Source organism: Isoptericola dokdonensis DS-3 (assembly GCF_001636295.1).
Taxonomy (GTDB): domain Bacteria; phylum Actinomycetota; class Actinomycetes; order Actinomycetales; family Cellulomonadaceae; genus Isoptericola; species Isoptericola dokdonensis.
Genome location: NZ_CP014209.1, coordinates 113,746 through 127,311, shown reverse-complemented (window position 1 = coordinate 127,311; position 13,566 = coordinate 113,746). Strand labels below are relative to the sequence as shown.

At 69.0% G+C, this 13,566-nt stretch carries 15 protein-coding genes; 7 read left to right on the top strand and 8 right to left on the bottom strand.

The features are described from left to right. The first annotated feature begins 35 nt into the window (after positions 1 to 35). Complete coding sequence (locus tag I598_RS00560) at positions 36 to 1,022, top strand: alpha/beta hydrolase (RefSeq protein WP_157557109.1); 987 nt, start codon at positions 36 to 38, stop codon at positions 1,020 to 1,022. A gap of 145 nt (positions 1,023 to 1,167) precedes the next feature. On the opposite strand, the gene I598_RS00555 is transcribed toward I598_RS00560, so the two are convergent. Further along, positions 1,168 to 1,629, bottom strand: coding sequence for a MarR family winged helix-turn-helix transcriptional regulator (locus I598_RS00555; protein ID WP_068200290.1), 462 nt, complete (start codon positions 1,627 to 1,629; stop codon positions 1,168 to 1,170). A gap of 120 nt (positions 1,630 to 1,749) precedes the next feature. Between I598_RS00555 and I598_RS00550 the strand changes: the two genes are divergently transcribed. Beyond that, the gene (locus I598_RS00550) at positions 1,750 to 3,318 is read left to right on the top strand and encodes an MFS transporter (protein ID WP_068200288.1); all 1,569 of its coding nucleotides are present in this window, start codon (positions 1,750 to 1,752) and stop codon (positions 3,316 to 3,318) included. 48 nt (positions 3,319 to 3,366) lie between these two features. Here I598_RS00550 and I598_RS00545 read toward each other — a convergent pair whose 3' ends face one another. The 5 genes from I598_RS00545 to I598_RS00525 all read right to left on the bottom strand — a co-directional run bounded on the left by I598_RS00545 (position 3,367) and on the right by I598_RS00525 (position 7,414). After that, positions 3,367 to 4,323, bottom strand: a complete 957-nt coding sequence (locus I598_RS00545; RefSeq protein ID WP_068200286.1) for an NAD(P)-dependent alcohol dehydrogenase — start codon at positions 4,321 to 4,323, stop codon at positions 3,367 to 3,369. Positions 4,324 to 4,532: 209 nt separating this feature from the next. Beyond that, complete coding sequence (locus tag I598_RS00540; protein ID WP_068200283.1) at positions 4,533 to 5,162, bottom strand: hypothetical protein; 630 nt, start codon at positions 5,160 to 5,162, stop codon at positions 4,533 to 4,535. 507 nt (positions 5,163 to 5,669) lie between these two features. After that, positions 5,670 to 6,437, bottom strand: a complete 768-nt coding sequence (locus I598_RS00535; RefSeq protein ID WP_068200280.1) for a DUF6602 domain-containing protein — start codon at positions 6,435 to 6,437, stop codon at positions 5,670 to 5,672. Between the two features lie 48 nt (positions 6,438 to 6,485). Then, entirely contained in the window at positions 6,486 to 7,055 is a 570-nt protein-coding gene (locus I598_RS00530; protein WP_068200277.1) for an ImmA/IrrE family metallo-endopeptidase, read from the bottom strand. Next, on the bottom strand, positions 7,052 to 7,414 hold the full coding sequence (locus I598_RS00525) for a helix-turn-helix domain-containing protein (RefSeq protein WP_068200274.1): 363 nt from the start codon (positions 7,412 to 7,414) through the stop codon (positions 7,052 to 7,054). Before I598_RS00525 ends, I598_RS00530 begins: the two co-directional genes overlap by 4 nt. Before the next feature lie 99 nt (positions 7,415 to 7,513). Here I598_RS00525 and I598_RS18245 point away from each other — a divergent pair, with 99 nt between their 5' ends. From I598_RS18245 to I598_RS00505, 5 genes are read left to right on the top strand one after another with little or no spacing between them, the layout of a single operon-like run. Further along, positions 7,514 to 7,636 (top strand): hypothetical protein, encoded by a 123-nt coding sequence (locus I598_RS18245; RefSeq protein ID WP_257722473.1) that lies wholly within the window; start codon positions 7,514 to 7,516, stop codon positions 7,634 to 7,636. A 34-nt stretch (positions 7,637 to 7,670) separates the two neighbouring features. Further along, positions 7,671 to 8,738, top strand: coding sequence for a nucleotidyltransferase domain-containing protein (locus I598_RS00520; RefSeq protein ID WP_232314219.1), 1,068 nt, complete (start codon positions 7,671 to 7,673; stop codon positions 8,736 to 8,738). Beyond that, the gene (locus tag I598_RS00515; RefSeq protein WP_068200269.1) at positions 8,735 to 10,192 is read left to right on the top strand and encodes a ThiF family adenylyltransferase; all 1,458 of its coding nucleotides are present in this window, start codon (positions 8,735 to 8,737) and stop codon (positions 10,190 to 10,192) included. Before I598_RS00520 ends, I598_RS00515 begins: the two co-directional genes overlap by 4 nt. After that, entirely contained in the window at positions 10,182 to 10,709 is a 528-nt protein-coding gene (locus I598_RS00510; protein ID WP_068200265.1) for a Mov34/MPN/PAD-1 family protein, read from the top strand. Before I598_RS00515 ends, I598_RS00510 begins: the two co-directional genes overlap by 11 nt. Positions 10,710 to 10,712: 3 nt before the next feature. Beyond that, the gene (locus I598_RS00505; RefSeq protein WP_068200262.1) at positions 10,713 to 11,279 is read left to right on the top strand and encodes a hypothetical protein; all 567 of its coding nucleotides are present in this window, start codon (positions 10,713 to 10,715) and stop codon (positions 11,277 to 11,279) included. 220 nt (positions 11,280 to 11,499) lie between these two features. Here I598_RS00505 and lpdA read toward each other — a convergent pair whose 3' ends face one another. Then, on the bottom strand, positions 11,500 to 12,903 hold the full coding sequence (gene lpdA, locus I598_RS00500) for a dihydrolipoyl dehydrogenase (RefSeq protein ID WP_068200259.1): 1,404 nt from the start codon (positions 12,901 to 12,903) through the stop codon (positions 11,500 to 11,502). A 56-nt stretch (positions 12,904 to 12,959) separates the two neighbouring features. After that, a complete protein-coding gene (gene rnhA / locus I598_RS00495; protein WP_472382565.1) occupies positions 12,960 to 13,403 on the bottom strand; it encodes a ribonuclease HI in 444 nt (147 codons plus the stop codon). Between the last annotated feature and the right edge of the window lie 163 nt (positions 13,404 to 13,566).

The following is a 13,566-nucleotide window of genomic DNA, read 5'->3' as shown; positions in this document are numbered from 1 at the left end:
GCCCGCGACCGCCGCCGACCCGCGACGATGGGGTCGTGACCCGCGCCGACCGCCCCGCACCTGAACCGCTCCCCGACTCCCGGCCCGCCTGGCACACGTGGACGGTCCGGGCGGTCGCCACCGCCGGGCTGGCCGTCGTGGCGTGGGCCTGCCTGACCGCGGGCGAAGCCGTCGTCCACGGCCACCCGGCGTACGCGGTCTGGCTCGGGCTCACCGTGCTCGGCTGCGCGCTCGTCCTGTGGCGCTCGCTGCGCCCGCGGCGCGCGCATCGCGGCTGGCGGCGGGCCCTCGACGTCGCGCTCGTCGTCGGCGCCGTCGTGTGGATCGCGGCGACCGCCTGGCTGCGCCCGTTCACCGCCGTCGAGCCGGCCCTCGCGGCCCTGACCTCCGACGGCGAGGTGACCGTCACCGCGAGCGCCACCCGGATCGAGCTCGCCCCGGCCGACGGCGGCGACGGCACCGCCGTGTTCTTCCAGCCCGGCGCGAAGGTCGAGGCCCGGGCGTACGCGGCCGTGCTGCGGCCGCTCGCCGAGGCCGGGCACACCGTCGTCATCGCCCAGCAACCGCTCGGCATCGCGTTCCTCGCCACCGGCGCGTTCGACGACGCCCGCGCGCAGCACCCCGAGGTCGAGCGGTGGGTCGTGGGCGGGCACTCGCTCGGCGGGGTCGTCGCGTCGTCCGAGGCCGACGAGGGTGACAACCACGCCGACGGGTCCGCTCCCGTCGCCGGGCTGCTGCTGTACGCGTCGTACCCCGCCGGGGACGTCAGCGGCACGCTCACCGCCGCCGTCGAGTCGATCTCCGGGTCGCGCGACGGGCTGTCCACGCCGGCCAAGGTCGAGGCGTCCCGGGCGGACCTCCCGGCGGGCAGCACCTTCACCGTCGTCGACGGCGCCGTGCACGCCTACTTCGCCGACTACGGCCCGCAGCCGGGCGACGGCGACCCGGCCATCACCCACGACGACGCGCGCGACCAGATCTCCGCAGCCAGCGTCCGGTTCGTCGACTCCCTGGGCTCGTAGCCGCGCGGGCGCGACCGGCGCTTGTCGTCGCCCTCCGCCCATGGCGACGAGGTGCTCGCCGGGCTGCACGGCTGAGCCGGTCCGCGATCGGCCACGGCAGGCCGTCCAGGTCGACGGAGGACAGGTCGAGCCGGCCGGACGAGGATCAGCCGCGGGCCAGTGCCGCGGCGAGGTCCTGGAGGGCGGGGAGCGCCCGCAGCGCGGCCGCGCGCACGTCCGGCGGGGCGGCGGAGAGCCGCTGCTCCCAGAACCGGTGGATGAGGGCGACGTTCTCCTCGGCGAGGTCGGTCGCGACGAGTTCGACCGTCCGCCGGTCCCCCGGCGGGTGCTCGCGCACGACGAGCCCACGCGCCTCCAGCGTGCGCAGCGCGGTGCTGATGTTGCTGCGCGCGAGGCCTGTCGTGATGGCGACCTGGGACGGCGAGGTGCGCGGGTGGTGGTGGATCGCGCGGATGACGGCGACCTCCGTGCCGGTGAGCTCGACGATCCCGCGCAGCTCGGGCGAGCGCAGGTCCAGGTGCCGGGACAGCTCGACGACGACGTCGGCGAGGCCGCCCAGTCCTGAGGTCAGCCCCGGCGTGGGGGTGACGAGCGTCTCGTCGTCCATGGTCAGATCCTAGGCTTCGCTGATAGTTATAGTTCTATAACTATCAGCCGACGACCGTCGCGTCGTCCTGCCCGACAGGTCGTGCCGTCCCCGACCGCCGGACACCCTCGAAGGAGCCCGATGACCACCGCTGTGCCCACCCCGACCGTCGCCGACACCACGGCGACCGCCCGGCCGCCCCTGCGGGGCCGCCCCTGGCTCGTGCTCCTCAGCGTGTCGTTCGGCCTGTTCCTCGTCGGCCTCGACGCCACCGTCGTGTCGATCGTCAACCCGTCCATCGCCGCCGACCTGCACACCAGCTTCGCCCAGCTCCAGTGGGTCACCCACGGCTACCTGCTCGGGCTCGCCGTCTTCCTCATCCTCGCGGGCAAGCTCGGCGACCGGTACGGGCATCGCCGGCTGTTCGTCGCGGGCCTCGTCGTGTTCGCGATCGCCTCCGTCGGCATCGCGACCGTCGGGACCATCGCCGGGGTCATCGGCTTCCGCGTGCTCCAGGGCGTCGGCGCCGCCCTCCTCATGCCGCAGACCCTCGCCCTGCTCCGCGCCACATTCCCCCGCGAGAAGTTCGGCATGGCCGTCGGCATCTGGGGCGGCGTCTCCTCCATCGCCATCGCCGCCGGGCCGACCGTCGCCGGAGCCCTCGACGGCGCCTTCGGCTGGGAGGCCGTCTTCTGGATCAACCTGCCCGTCGTCGTCGTCGGCCTCGTCATGGCCGCCCTGTTCCTCCCCCGCACCAGCTTCCCCGGCGAGACGAGGCTCGACGTGCGCGGCGTCGTCGTCCTGGCCCTCGGCCTCGTCGCCGTCGTCTTCACCATCGTGCAGTCCGAGTCGTGGGGCTGGGGCGACTCGCGCACGCTCGGCCTCCTCGCCGTGGGCGTCCTGCTCCTCGTCGGGTTCGTCGCCCTGCAAGCCCGCACTCCGCACGCCCTGCTGCCGCTGGACATCTTCCGCGGCACCACCGTCGGTGCCGGCGGCCTGGTCCTCGTCGCGAACATGTTCGTCCTCGTCGGCGTCACGTTCTTCCTGCCCATGTTCTTCATGGGGATGCGCGGCGCGGACCCCCTGCAGGCCGGTCTCATGCTGGTGCCGCTCAGCGCGCTGTCGATCGTCACCGCGCCGATCGGTGCGTTGTTCGTCGCCAAGGCGGGCACCCGGGTGGCCGCCACCGTCAGCCTGAGCCTCACCACGGCCGGCCTGCTCGTGCTGCTCACCACCACGGTGACCTCCCCCTACGGGATGCTGGCCGTCGGGTTCGTGCTCCTCGCCTTCGGCACCGGCATGACGATGACCGCCGCCGCCGAGGCCATCGTCGGCTCCGCGCCCCTGCGGTACGCAGGCGTGGCGGGCGGCTTCCAGGCCACGTGCATCCAGCTCGGCGGCGCGATCGGCACCGCCGTGCTCTCCGCGATCATCGCGGCCTCCACCGCGTCCGGCGCCGCGGGGCTCGGTCTGTCGCCCGACGACGCGCACGGCCTGGCCTTGGCCACCCTCCCCGACGGCGTCGACGCCGCCACGCGCGCCGTGCTGGAAGACGCGTACGTCACCGGCATGCACCGGGCGCTGCTCACCGCGGCCGTGCTCGTCGCCGTCGTCGCCGTGGTGGCGAACCTGTCGCTGCGGCGCGCGCGCCGCGTCACCGCGGCCGAGGTCCTCGAGGAGACCGTCGAGGGCGAGGCCGGGCACGCCTGACCGTCGTGGGCCGGCGGGGCGGGCGGCCGTGGCTCTCGAGGGCAGGGTTCAGCGGACCTCGACGACGACCTTGCCGCGGTTCTCCCCCGCCGCGAGGCGTGCGAAGGCCGCCGGCGCCTCCTCCAGCCCGAAGACGGCGTCGATCACCGGGACGACGGCGCCGCTCGTCACGAGCGCCGTGGCCTCCGCCAGGTCGCTGGCCGACTGCGGCGCGACGAGCACGCCGACCCGCCGGCCCCGCGCCCGCCCGATCAGCGCGCCGAGCGTCGGCATCGTCAGCAGCAGGTCGGCGCGCCCGCCCACCATGAGGTAGCGGCCGCCGCGGCGCAGCGCCCGGTGCACCCGCCACGGGGCGCGGTGCGCCGCCAGGTCGACGACGCGGTCATAGCGGTCGCGGTGGGCGGCCCAGTCGTCCTCGTCGGCGGCGACCGTGTGGTCCGCGCCGAGGCGGCGCAGGTGCTCGACCTTGCGCGCGAGGTCGACGGCCGTCACCTCCGCGCCGAGGTGCCGCGCCAGCCCGACGGCGAACGCCCCGCCCGCGCCTCCCGCACCGTTGACCAGCACGTGGTCACCCGCGCTCACGCCCTGCAGCGCCCGCCAGGCGATGCAGCCCGCCTGCGGGATCGACGCCGCCACGACGAAGGACAGGTCGGGCGGCTTGATCGCGAGGGTGCGCGGCGACGTCGCCACCCGCTCCGCCAGGCCGCCCCGATAGCCGGGCAGCTCGCCGAACACCTCGTCGCCCGGGGCGAAACCGGTGACGGCCGGACCGGCAGCCACGACGACGCCCGCGACGTCCGAGCCCGGCACCGGGTTCCGGGGACGGCGCAGACCCGCGACCCGTGAGTACAGCGGGCGACCGGCCAGGTTCTCGCGGTCCGACCCGTTGAGCGACACCGTTCGCACGTCCAGCAGCACCTCGTCGTCCGCCGGCGTCGGCTCCGGCACGTCGGCCACGCGCACCACGCCCGGCGGGCCGTAGACCTCCTGCAGCACCGCTCGCACCAGGACTCCGCTCCTCGCGCCACCAGGACCCGACCACCGTACTGCGCAGGGCCCCGGCGGCGTCACTCTCCGTGGCGCTCGGCCAGCTCCTGCAGGAACCCCGGGATCCTGCCCGTGCCAACCGGTGTGGCCCCAGGCGACTGATTACCGCGATGCGTACCCGGAGCACTTCCGTGCGCAGTGTCAGCTTCGGGTGATCCACGAGGGCCCTACTGGTCCGAAGCCACGACGGCCGTAGCGCCCGCCGCCTGACCCCACGTAGAGTTCATCTCGGCACTGGCGGCGATTGCAGGAGCGAGATCCCGCCAGCCGAAGCGTTCACCGCCGAGTCTCTTCACGGTGGAGAGCACCATCGACTTCTGGCCGCTCTCGGCGACCAGGCTGCCCGGCAACACATAGAAGTCCCATGCGCCGATGTCGAGGCCGTCGTACTCCTGATCGGTCGTGGTGGTCTGGACACAGAAGACATATGCGTCGGCAACGAAGGCTTCGATCGTCTCGCCCGTCGCTGCGCTCCAGGAACGCTTGATCTTCGTGGCCTCCTGGCCGCCAGGCAGGCCGCCGAACTTCAGCACGGCTGGGCCGCGACGCTCCCATGCCTGTGTGTGGCCGCTGGTCTTGACCTCGATCGTGGTGCCGTCCGGAGCGAGAACGTCGTACGCATCCCACTCGATGCGTGGGCCTGTCGCGCCCACGGCGCGCGCTACGAGGAACTCGGCGAGGTATCCGCGGGCGGTGTTCTCCTTCAGGTTCGAGAGCGCGTAGGCCCAGAAGTCGCGGACGGTGGCGTCGACGTCGGTGAAGATCTCGTCGCCGGTCAGGCGCACGGGGTCAGACATGATCGGAGGGTAACCGGTGAAGGCGACATCGCCACCGCTCCCAGAACAAAGATAGACCCGGACCGCGGCATTCCGCGGATCCGGGCCTCAGACCTGGCGATCGGACGATGTCCGATCCGACCGACTCACTAGAAGTTGATTGTCAAGTCCGAGGTCTCAGGATTTGAGTTCCGCGGTTTCTGAACTCGTTCCGTGCGGCCGTGCAACTCGCGTGCAACTCGAATCAGGGGGTGCGGACAGTTTCACAACATGTGTTCCGTCCAACACATGACAGGCCCGTCACCGCAACCTTCGGCCTCCCGCAACGACAAACGCCCTAGGATCACCCAATCCCGTGAACCGACTTCCACACACACATCACCACCGAGTTCGGCGACCTGCATGCCGCCACGCGAGCCCTCATCGGCATCCAGATACTGATACGGGTGTTCGCAGGCCCCTTGGGCGCACGCCCCCGCTCACGCCTTCGCGCACACCCGCAGTCTCGGGCGGTTGTCGGTCGCGCCCCTACGCGGGGCCGATGTCGTCGGACACCGCGATGTCTTGACCCGACCGGATCGGGATTGCGTACGCGTCAAGGTCGAGAGCGAGCACGGTTCCGATCTTCGCGAGTCGCTGGAAGAGCTGGACCGCGAACCAGATCAGGTGTTGCCCCGTGGGAGCAAAGTGCAATTCGCCTTGGACCCGCTCGGCCGCACTGTGGCGGACCGCGATCGCGAAGTCGAGGGACTCCGCAGCGTCACCGGCGAGAATGGCGTCTCTCGCAGCCGCCGAGCTAAGGTCGGTCCACTCGGAGTCTGTCGCAAGGATTCCGCCGATGATCGGCTTGGACGCGGGGTCCTGGGCAGGATACTCGCCGCCGGCGTGGCGGATCGGGACCGTGGTCCGGTGGAGCGATCGCACACTCGCGATCTTCGTTCGTGCGTACTCGACGTAGGCCTTGTTGAGTGTGGGCTTGACCTCGAACACCGCGTAAATGCTCTCCACGGGAACGAAGCGCAGCCCCTCCTGCTCGAAGAAGAGCGGTGAGTACTGCTGGTCGTAGATCGCGAGGTCGATCTGCTGGCTCTGCCCGCCACGGGAATCGATGGCGAACACACGCCCCACGCCGTAGCGACGTGGCAGGAACTCCTGGAGGACGGTAATCCATTGGCCCTCGGTCGCGTCGCCCTTCGATGTCGGGTGGTCCGTGAAGCTCGGCATGAGCCCAAGGCCGGTCAGCATGTGCTCCTGCTTGGCACCGAAGGCCTTGCCGAGGTCGAACGGCTCTGCCACGGGCGACTACCTCTTTCGGAATCGTGGGACGAGGGGGCGAATGGATGCCTAGCGACGGGTGCTCGCCCAACGACTGCGCGCCCTCGCGGCAACCTTGCGGGCTCCGCTTCCGTTCATCCGCCAGCGGGCGACCGCAAGGCTGACATCCATCCGTTGGGCAACGATCTCGTCGGTCGCTCCCGCGCGGGCAAGCCTGAGTGCCGCCCCGTATGGGACAAGCAACTCGCCGGCCAGCCAGTCGGCTTCTTCCTCCTGGGCGCCGCCGAGCCCGCACTTGCGCTCGTCCGCAAGAGAGAGGCCGAACGCATGCTCGAGAACAACATGTGCGAGCTCGTGGCTCATGGTGGTGCGGCGCCGGACGACCATCTGGGCGTCGTTGTCGAGGATGATGACCGAGGTGCCGTCGGGGATCAGTGCCCCCGAGAGCGCGCTGCCGTCACGCTTCAGGAAATGCGCCCGCTCAGCGCAATCGAGCTCGCTGAGAGCCACCACGCTGATTCCGTACTCGGCGGCGAGCGCGTAGGGGTCGAACGGGACATACGGCCCGAGCCCGAGCTCGGTGCGCAGTTCCAACGCAAGGGACTTGGCCTCGGTCTTGAAGCCGCGTCGTATGTTCATTCCTTGGCTCGGGCGCGCTTGATCGTCGCGCCGATCACCTGCTCCAGGTACTCGACATCGGTCTCGTTCAGGTTCTTGTCGGCCCTAAGCAGAGGCGCGAGCTGAACCATCAGGTCTGGCGCCTCTTGTGTCGCACCACCCTCGACACCCTCGAAGAACTGTTCGGCGGGCACACGCAACCATCCCACGATCGTCGCGAAACCGTCGGTGTCAGGCTTGAGCCCGTTCCCGATTCGCGAGAGCAAGGATGGGCTGACGCCGATCTCCTTGGCGAGGGCACGCCATGAGAGCTCGCGCTGCGTCCGAGCCGCATCAAGCGCGGCGTAAAGCGCGGCCGTGTCGATCGTTGTCTTGGCCATTCATCCAGTGTCTCACAAGTGCAACGTTGCGGCGACGTCGGCACACGGTGTTAGTATTGAAACACTGGGTCAGTTTCGGCGCGAGAGGGGGTGAGTCAGATGGCAGGAGCCAAGCGTGGTCGTAGCGCGTCGACGGGCCGGTTCGTCAAGCAGTCGACGGTGAAGCGGCACCCGTCCACGACGGTGAACGAGTCCACCGGCAAGTCCGGCAAGAAGAAGTAACGGCCAACTCTGCCGAGTCTCGCGCCCGCTGTCGGTGGCGCGCGCGAGACTCGGCACCAGAACCAGCCCCATTACCACGATCGGAGAGGCCCACGTGGCTCACCTCAACTCGCAGTTCAAGGACGCCCTGGGCAACATCGAGCCCAGTGACGACAAGGTCAACGCCCCCGAGGCCCACAAGACCGTCCGGGCCGCTCTCGAAGCAGATCCGACGCTCGCCGGCTACCGCGTCGACTCGGTGCTCATCGGCTCCTACAAGCGGAATGTCGCGATCCGCCGCGTGAAGGACGTCGATGTGTTCGTTCGACTCCCCGACATCTCGGAGGACGTCACGTCGTCCGAGATCCTCGACAGGTTCTTCAAGGTCCTGCACGCCGAGTTCGGCACGGACGACGACGGTCACCGCCGCACCAAGCGTCAAGACCGAAGTCTGCAGGTCAGCTTCCCCGAGTACGACCTGTACGTCGATGCGGTTCCGGCTCGCCCATACGGTGACGGCGAGACCTGGGAGATCCCGCAGAAGGGGGACGACGATGAGTGGGTGCGCACCAACCCGGAGGCGCTCACCTCGCTGTCCAGCGAGATGAACAAGGCGCACGACGGGTTCTACGTCCCGACCGTCAAGCTGCTGCGCCAGACTCGGCGGGCCCTGCTCGGCAAGCACAAGCCCGGGGGCTTCTTCATCGAGGCTGCCACCTACCAGGCGTTCAAGAACGGAGAGGTGGCCGGTAGCGACCAGGCCGAGTACTTCGTGTCCACGCTCAGGGCTGTGAGCACGCTCATCAAGTCCTTCGTCGACTACGGGATCGGGGTCGATGACCCCACGCTGCCCAGTTCCAAGATCACGATCCGCGCCACGGACGACGAGCTCACCACCGCCCGTGACAAGTTCGACGACGCGGCAGCGGCCGCCGAGGACGCATTGGCGGAAGCCGACGAAGGGAAGGCCGCGCTCGCGTACCGCGAGCTGCTCGCGAAGAACGGCGACGACGAGATCGTGTTCCCGATGCCGCCGGGGTACAACGAGGACGGCACCAAGCGGGCGTCGCTCATCTCGGCTGGCGACCGGCTCGTGCCGGCCGGCAAGAGGACGTTCGGGTGAACCTTGGCACTTTCCGCGACGACATCGAGCACTCCCGCCTGCACTTCGCCGAAGGGCTTCTCAGGCTCGGGTTCGTAGAACAAGCTCGCGGCTGGGTGGGATCGATCAAGCATCCCTCAGGGTCGACCAAAGTCCGCATCGAATTGACGCCAGCGTTTCCCTTTAGGCAGCCCAAGGTCACACCGACAGACCCGGACGGCACGCCTTGGTCATGGCACCGCGAGCTCGATGGGTCACTGTGCCTCGTCGCCGAAGGCGACCACGAGAACCTCTGGTGGTCCGAGGCTGAAGCCTTCATCGAGCACGTCGCAGAATGGTTCGAGCGCGCGGATGCATCGTGGGCAGAAGACCGCCCGGATCTCGACCTCGACCGCTACTTCACCCCGGGTCCCGACCCTCGCCTGTACCTGTACGACGAGCTCGAACATCGGGTCGGGACCTGGGTGCGGTTTCGCCCCGGGCAGCACCACACCATGCGCCTCGCAAGTAGCGGAGTCCCGCCGAGGAAGCGCACGAAGCACCTGAAAGACGCGTTTGCGTACGTGGCAGACCTCGGGAGCCTCGCCATCCCACCGCGGTCCTGGGATGACCTCGCCCGGCGCCTCGAGAACAGCGAGACGCTGGAGCGCAAGATCCGAGACCGGGTACTGCAGGTGCTTGCGCTGCGGTACGACCGGGGCGGGCATCCGGGCGCGATTCTGCTGCGCGTAAGCCATGAGGAAGGCAGCGGCATCCACGTCACGCGTCTCTCGAGCGCGCCCGACACGAAGGCTGCGCGGGTCGCGAGGTCCGGCCTCGCGTCCTCTGAACTCACTCGGTATAAGGTCGCTGTCATCGGTCTGGGTGCCCTCGGCTCGTTCGTCGCCGATCTCCTTGTGCGCGCTGGCGTGACCGAGCTGACCCTCATCGACGACGACGTGATCAAGCCTGGCAACCTCGTACGTCACCTTGTCGGACCAGCAGCAATCGGCATGTCCAAGGTCGACGCCGTCGCTACCCACCTGAAGTACCAGCATGCGGTTGACCTGAAGCTCGACCCACGCGTGGAGAGCGCGAACCCCGACTCCGTCCTCCTTCTTGTTCGAGACCACGACCTCGTTATCAACGCCACGGCAGACTTCGCCGTGACGGCTGCGGTCCACGCGGTGTCGCGAGCCACGGGCAAGCACTCGTTGTCCGCAGCGCTGCAGAACGACGGGACTTCCTACCGTCTCGATGTGCTCCCGCCCCTCGAAAGCGCCTCGCCGCTACCGGACTCGTCGACATCGAGGCCCGACCATTCCGATGAGTACTTCGAGGCTGGCTGTGGGAGCCCGATCTCTCCGACACCGCCACACGCCGTCGTCGAAGCCGCCGCGGCGACTGTCCGACACGCAGTCGGCCTTCTGCTCGGGAAACCCATCAACCGATCTGGCGAAGTACGCAACCTCGCCCCGGCACCGGATGCTCCTTGACGTGGTCAGGCAAACAGAAGTCTGGGTGTCGCAGGCCGCGAAGCGAGCCATCGAGCTCGAGACGGCACGCCAGCACCCACTGGAGGCGGGCGGCGTCCTGACCGGATACCGGGATGGTGACGCGATCGTCGTCACCCACGCGATCGTGGTCCCGGATGCAACACACCGCCGGCACGTCTACGTGAGGGACGACGTCGGTGCCAACGAGCTGCTGCGGCAGTTCATCGCGGACCGTGATCCCGACGATCCGACAGGCTACGTCGGCGAATGGCACAGCCACCCAGCACCGATCGGTCCAAGCAACGTCGATGCCTCCACGCTGCGCGAACTCGCACTCCTCGCCCAGGGCCCAATCGCCCTCCTGGTCTGCATGTCCACTCCTGCCCCAGTTCTCGTGGCGCTCGTCGCCCGACGGCGTACGCGAGCGCAAGCGCGGGCCGTGGTTACGTCTGCAGTCGTTACGACTCCGAGTGCCGAGAAAGCGAGTGCGGTTCAGTTCACCTTCCCCAAGGACTAGCAGATGTCTGACGGCTTCTTCACCCTCTACGGCGATTCCGCCCCGCACAACTGGCTCCCTGATTGGCTCACGGCCCTGGGCGCCCGCCTGACATCTCCCGGCGCCGAACAGCTGGTCGCCCTCATCGACTTCGACGGTGACCGACATCTTGTCGACCTCAGCACGTTCCATCGGTCCCTCGCCGACGAGGAGCTGAACCGCACCTTCCAGACGTGGCTCTCCGAATCGGACGACATGATCGTCACCGCTCGACGCGTGAGCGACCAGCTGTACAGCGTCACCTGTTACCTGGACGGGCTGGACGCCGCCGAGATCGACGCTGCCACGCGCGCGGCGACAGAACGCGTCACCCGATCTCCCGCCGAGGTCGTGGCACTCGTCGTCGATCGTCGAGGTGCGACGGCCGACTTCGACTGGGACACCTACGTCATCCGTCCGGGTGTCGTGGCTGCCGCACCGGACCTCCTGATCATGAGGGACGACAGCGGGCGATCCGCAGCTTCCCTCGGCGGCGAATGGCGTCGCGACGACCCCGCTCCAGGTCTGGCCCGCTTCAACAGGCCTGCCTGACAACGGCGGCCTTTGCGGACGAGGCGCTGGCGTACCGCTTCCGCGGACACGCCCCCGGTCGTGCTGGGTTCCCGAGGCGGGCCAACCTTTCCCGGCTAGTCCTGGGTCTTCCTGTCTGAGGTGCCCAGGCCTCCCGCAACACGAGAGAGGCCCGGCCCTGCGACAGCTCGCAGACCCGGGCCTCTCCTCGGCCGATCCAGCCTGGCCGACGTGATCGCGGTCAGAAGTTGATCATGTGTCCCGCGATGCCGTGGATGGACTCCTGGACGGCCTCGGACAGCGTGGGGTGGGTGTGGACGTTGCGGGCGACCTCGTCGGCGGTGAGGTCCCACTTCTGCGCGAGGGTGAGCTCGGGCAGCATCTCGGAGACGTCGGGGCCGATCATGTGGGCGCCGAGGAGCTCGTTGTACTTGGCGTCGGCGACGATCTTGACGAAGCCGGTGGGGTCGCCGAGGCCGTGGGCCTTGCCGTTGGCCATGAACGGGAAGGTGGAGACCTTGACGTCGTAGCCCTCGTCCTTGGCCTGGGCCTCGGTGAGGCCGAAGGAGGCGACCTGCGGGGAGCAGAACGTGGCGCGCGGCATCATGCGGTAGTCGCCGAGCGTCATGGTCTCGGCGCCGCCGATGGTCTCGGCGGCGACGACGCCCTGGGCCTCGGCGACGTGGGCGAGCATGAGCTTGGCGGTGACGTCACCGATGGCGAAGATGTGCGGCACGTTGGTGCGCATGTGGTCGTCGATGGCGATGGCGCCGCGCTCGGTGAGCTGGACGCCGGTGTTCTCGAGGCCGAAGTTCTCGACGTTGGGCGCGAACCCGACGGCGGAGAGCACCTTGTCGACGACGATCTCGCCGGGCTTGTCGTCCTTGACGCCCTTGTAGGAGACGGTGACGGACGAGCCGTTGTCCTTGACGGTCTGGACGGCGGTGGAGGTGAGGAGCTTGATGCCGAGCTTCTTGTACTGCTTGGCGATCTCCTTGGAGACGTCGGCGTCCTCGTTGGGCAGGGCGCGGTCGAGGAACTCGATGATGGTGACGTCGACGCCGTAGTTCTTGAGGACGTAGCCGAACTCCATGCCGATGGCGCCGGCGCCGACGATGGCGATCGACTTCGGCAGCTCGCGGGTCATGATCTGCTTCTCGTAGGTCACGACGTTGTCGCTGAGCTCGACGCCGGGCAGCAGGCGCACCTTGGAGCCGGTGGCGATGATCGCGTTGTCGAAGGTCACCGTCTCGGTGCCGCCCTTGTTGAGCGTCACCTCGATCGTGTTGGCGTCGCGGAACGTGCCGCGGCCGTCGTACTCGGTGATCTTGTTCTTCTTCATGAGGAAGTGGACGCCCTTGGTCCGGCCGTCCGCGACGTCGCGGGACCGGTCGAAGGCCTTGCCGAAGTCGAACGTCACGTCTCCCGACATGCCGAAGAAGTCGGCCTGCGTGTGGAAGATGTGGGCGAGCTCGGCGTTGCGGAGGAGCGCCTTGGAGGGGATGCAGCCCACGTTCAGGCACACACCACCCCAGTACTTCTCCTCGATGATGGCGACGGACTTGCCGAGCTGGGCCGCACGGATCGCGGCGACGTAGCCGCCGGGGCCAGCTCCGAGGAGGACGACGTCGTAGTGAGAAGCCATGGGGACAGCCTATTCGGGCGGGGCGACCGGTGTGTTGTGACGTCGGTCGCAGGGTTTCAGCGGACGGAGTCGACGCCCTTGTTGGCAAGCTGGTCGGCGCGCTCGTTGCCGGGGTCGCCGGCGTGGCCCTTGACCCACACCCAGTGCACGTCGTGGCGGGCGACCTCGGTGTCGAGGGCTTGCCACAGGTCGACGTTCTTGACGGGCTTCTTCGCGGAGGTCTGCCAGCCGTTGCGCTTCCATCCCGCGATCCACGTCTTCATGCCGTTCATGACGTAGGACGAGTCGGTGTGCACGGTGACCGAGCTGGGTCCCTTGAGGGCGCGCAGCCCTTCGACGACGGCGGTGAGCTCCATCCGGTTGTTGGTGGTGAGCTTCTCGCCGCCGAACAGCTCCTTGACGTGCTCGCCGGAGCGCAGCAGCACCCCCCAGCCGCCGAGCCCGGGGTTGCCCTTGCACGCGCCGTCGGTCCAGATCTCCACGGTGGGGGTGTCGTTCACGCGGGACACCCTATGCCGCTCCCCCGCCCTGCCCTCCCCGCAAGCCATCGAGCGTGCGGACTTGGCACCTCAAAGGGCTCGATGAGGTGCCGAGTCCGCACGCTCGTTGCCTACGGGGAGCTCGACGGGCGGCGGGTGTCAGGGGCGGCCCGTACGGTCGACG

Excerpts from the sequence above, each read along its gene's own strand:
- I598_RS00510 (WP_068200265.1), top strand. The coding sequence starts at position 10,182 with ATGCTCCTTGACGTGGTCAGGCAAACAGAAGTCTGGGTGTCGCAGGCC.
- I598_RS00555 (WP_068200290.1), bottom strand. The coding sequence starts at position 1,629 with ATGGACGACGAGACGCTCGTCACCCCCACGCCGGGGCTGACCTCAGGA.
- lpdA (WP_068200259.1), bottom strand. The coding sequence starts at position 12,903 with ATGGCTTCTCACTACGACGTCGTCCTCCTCGGAGCTGGCCCCGGCGGC.
- I598_RS00550 (WP_068200288.1), top strand. The coding sequence starts at position 1,750 with ATGACCACCGCTGTGCCCACCCCGACCGTCGCCGACACCACGGCGACC.
- I598_RS00530 (WP_068200277.1), bottom strand. The coding sequence starts at position 7,055 with ATGAACATACGACGCGGCTTCAAGACCGAGGCCAAGTCCCTTGCGTTG.
- I598_RS18245 (WP_257722473.1), top strand. The coding sequence starts at position 7,514 with ATGGCAGGAGCCAAGCGTGGTCGTAGCGCGTCGACGGGCCGGTTCGTC.
- I598_RS00505 (WP_068200262.1), top strand. The coding sequence starts at position 10,713 with ATGTCTGACGGCTTCTTCACCCTCTACGGCGATTCCGCCCCGCACAAC.
- I598_RS00525 (WP_068200274.1), bottom strand. The coding sequence starts at position 7,414 with ATGGCCAAGACAACGATCGACACGGCCGCGCTTTACGCCGCGCTTGAT.
- I598_RS00540 (WP_068200283.1), bottom strand. The coding sequence starts at position 5,162 with ATGTCTGACCCCGTGCGCCTGACCGGCGACGAGATCTTCACCGACGTC.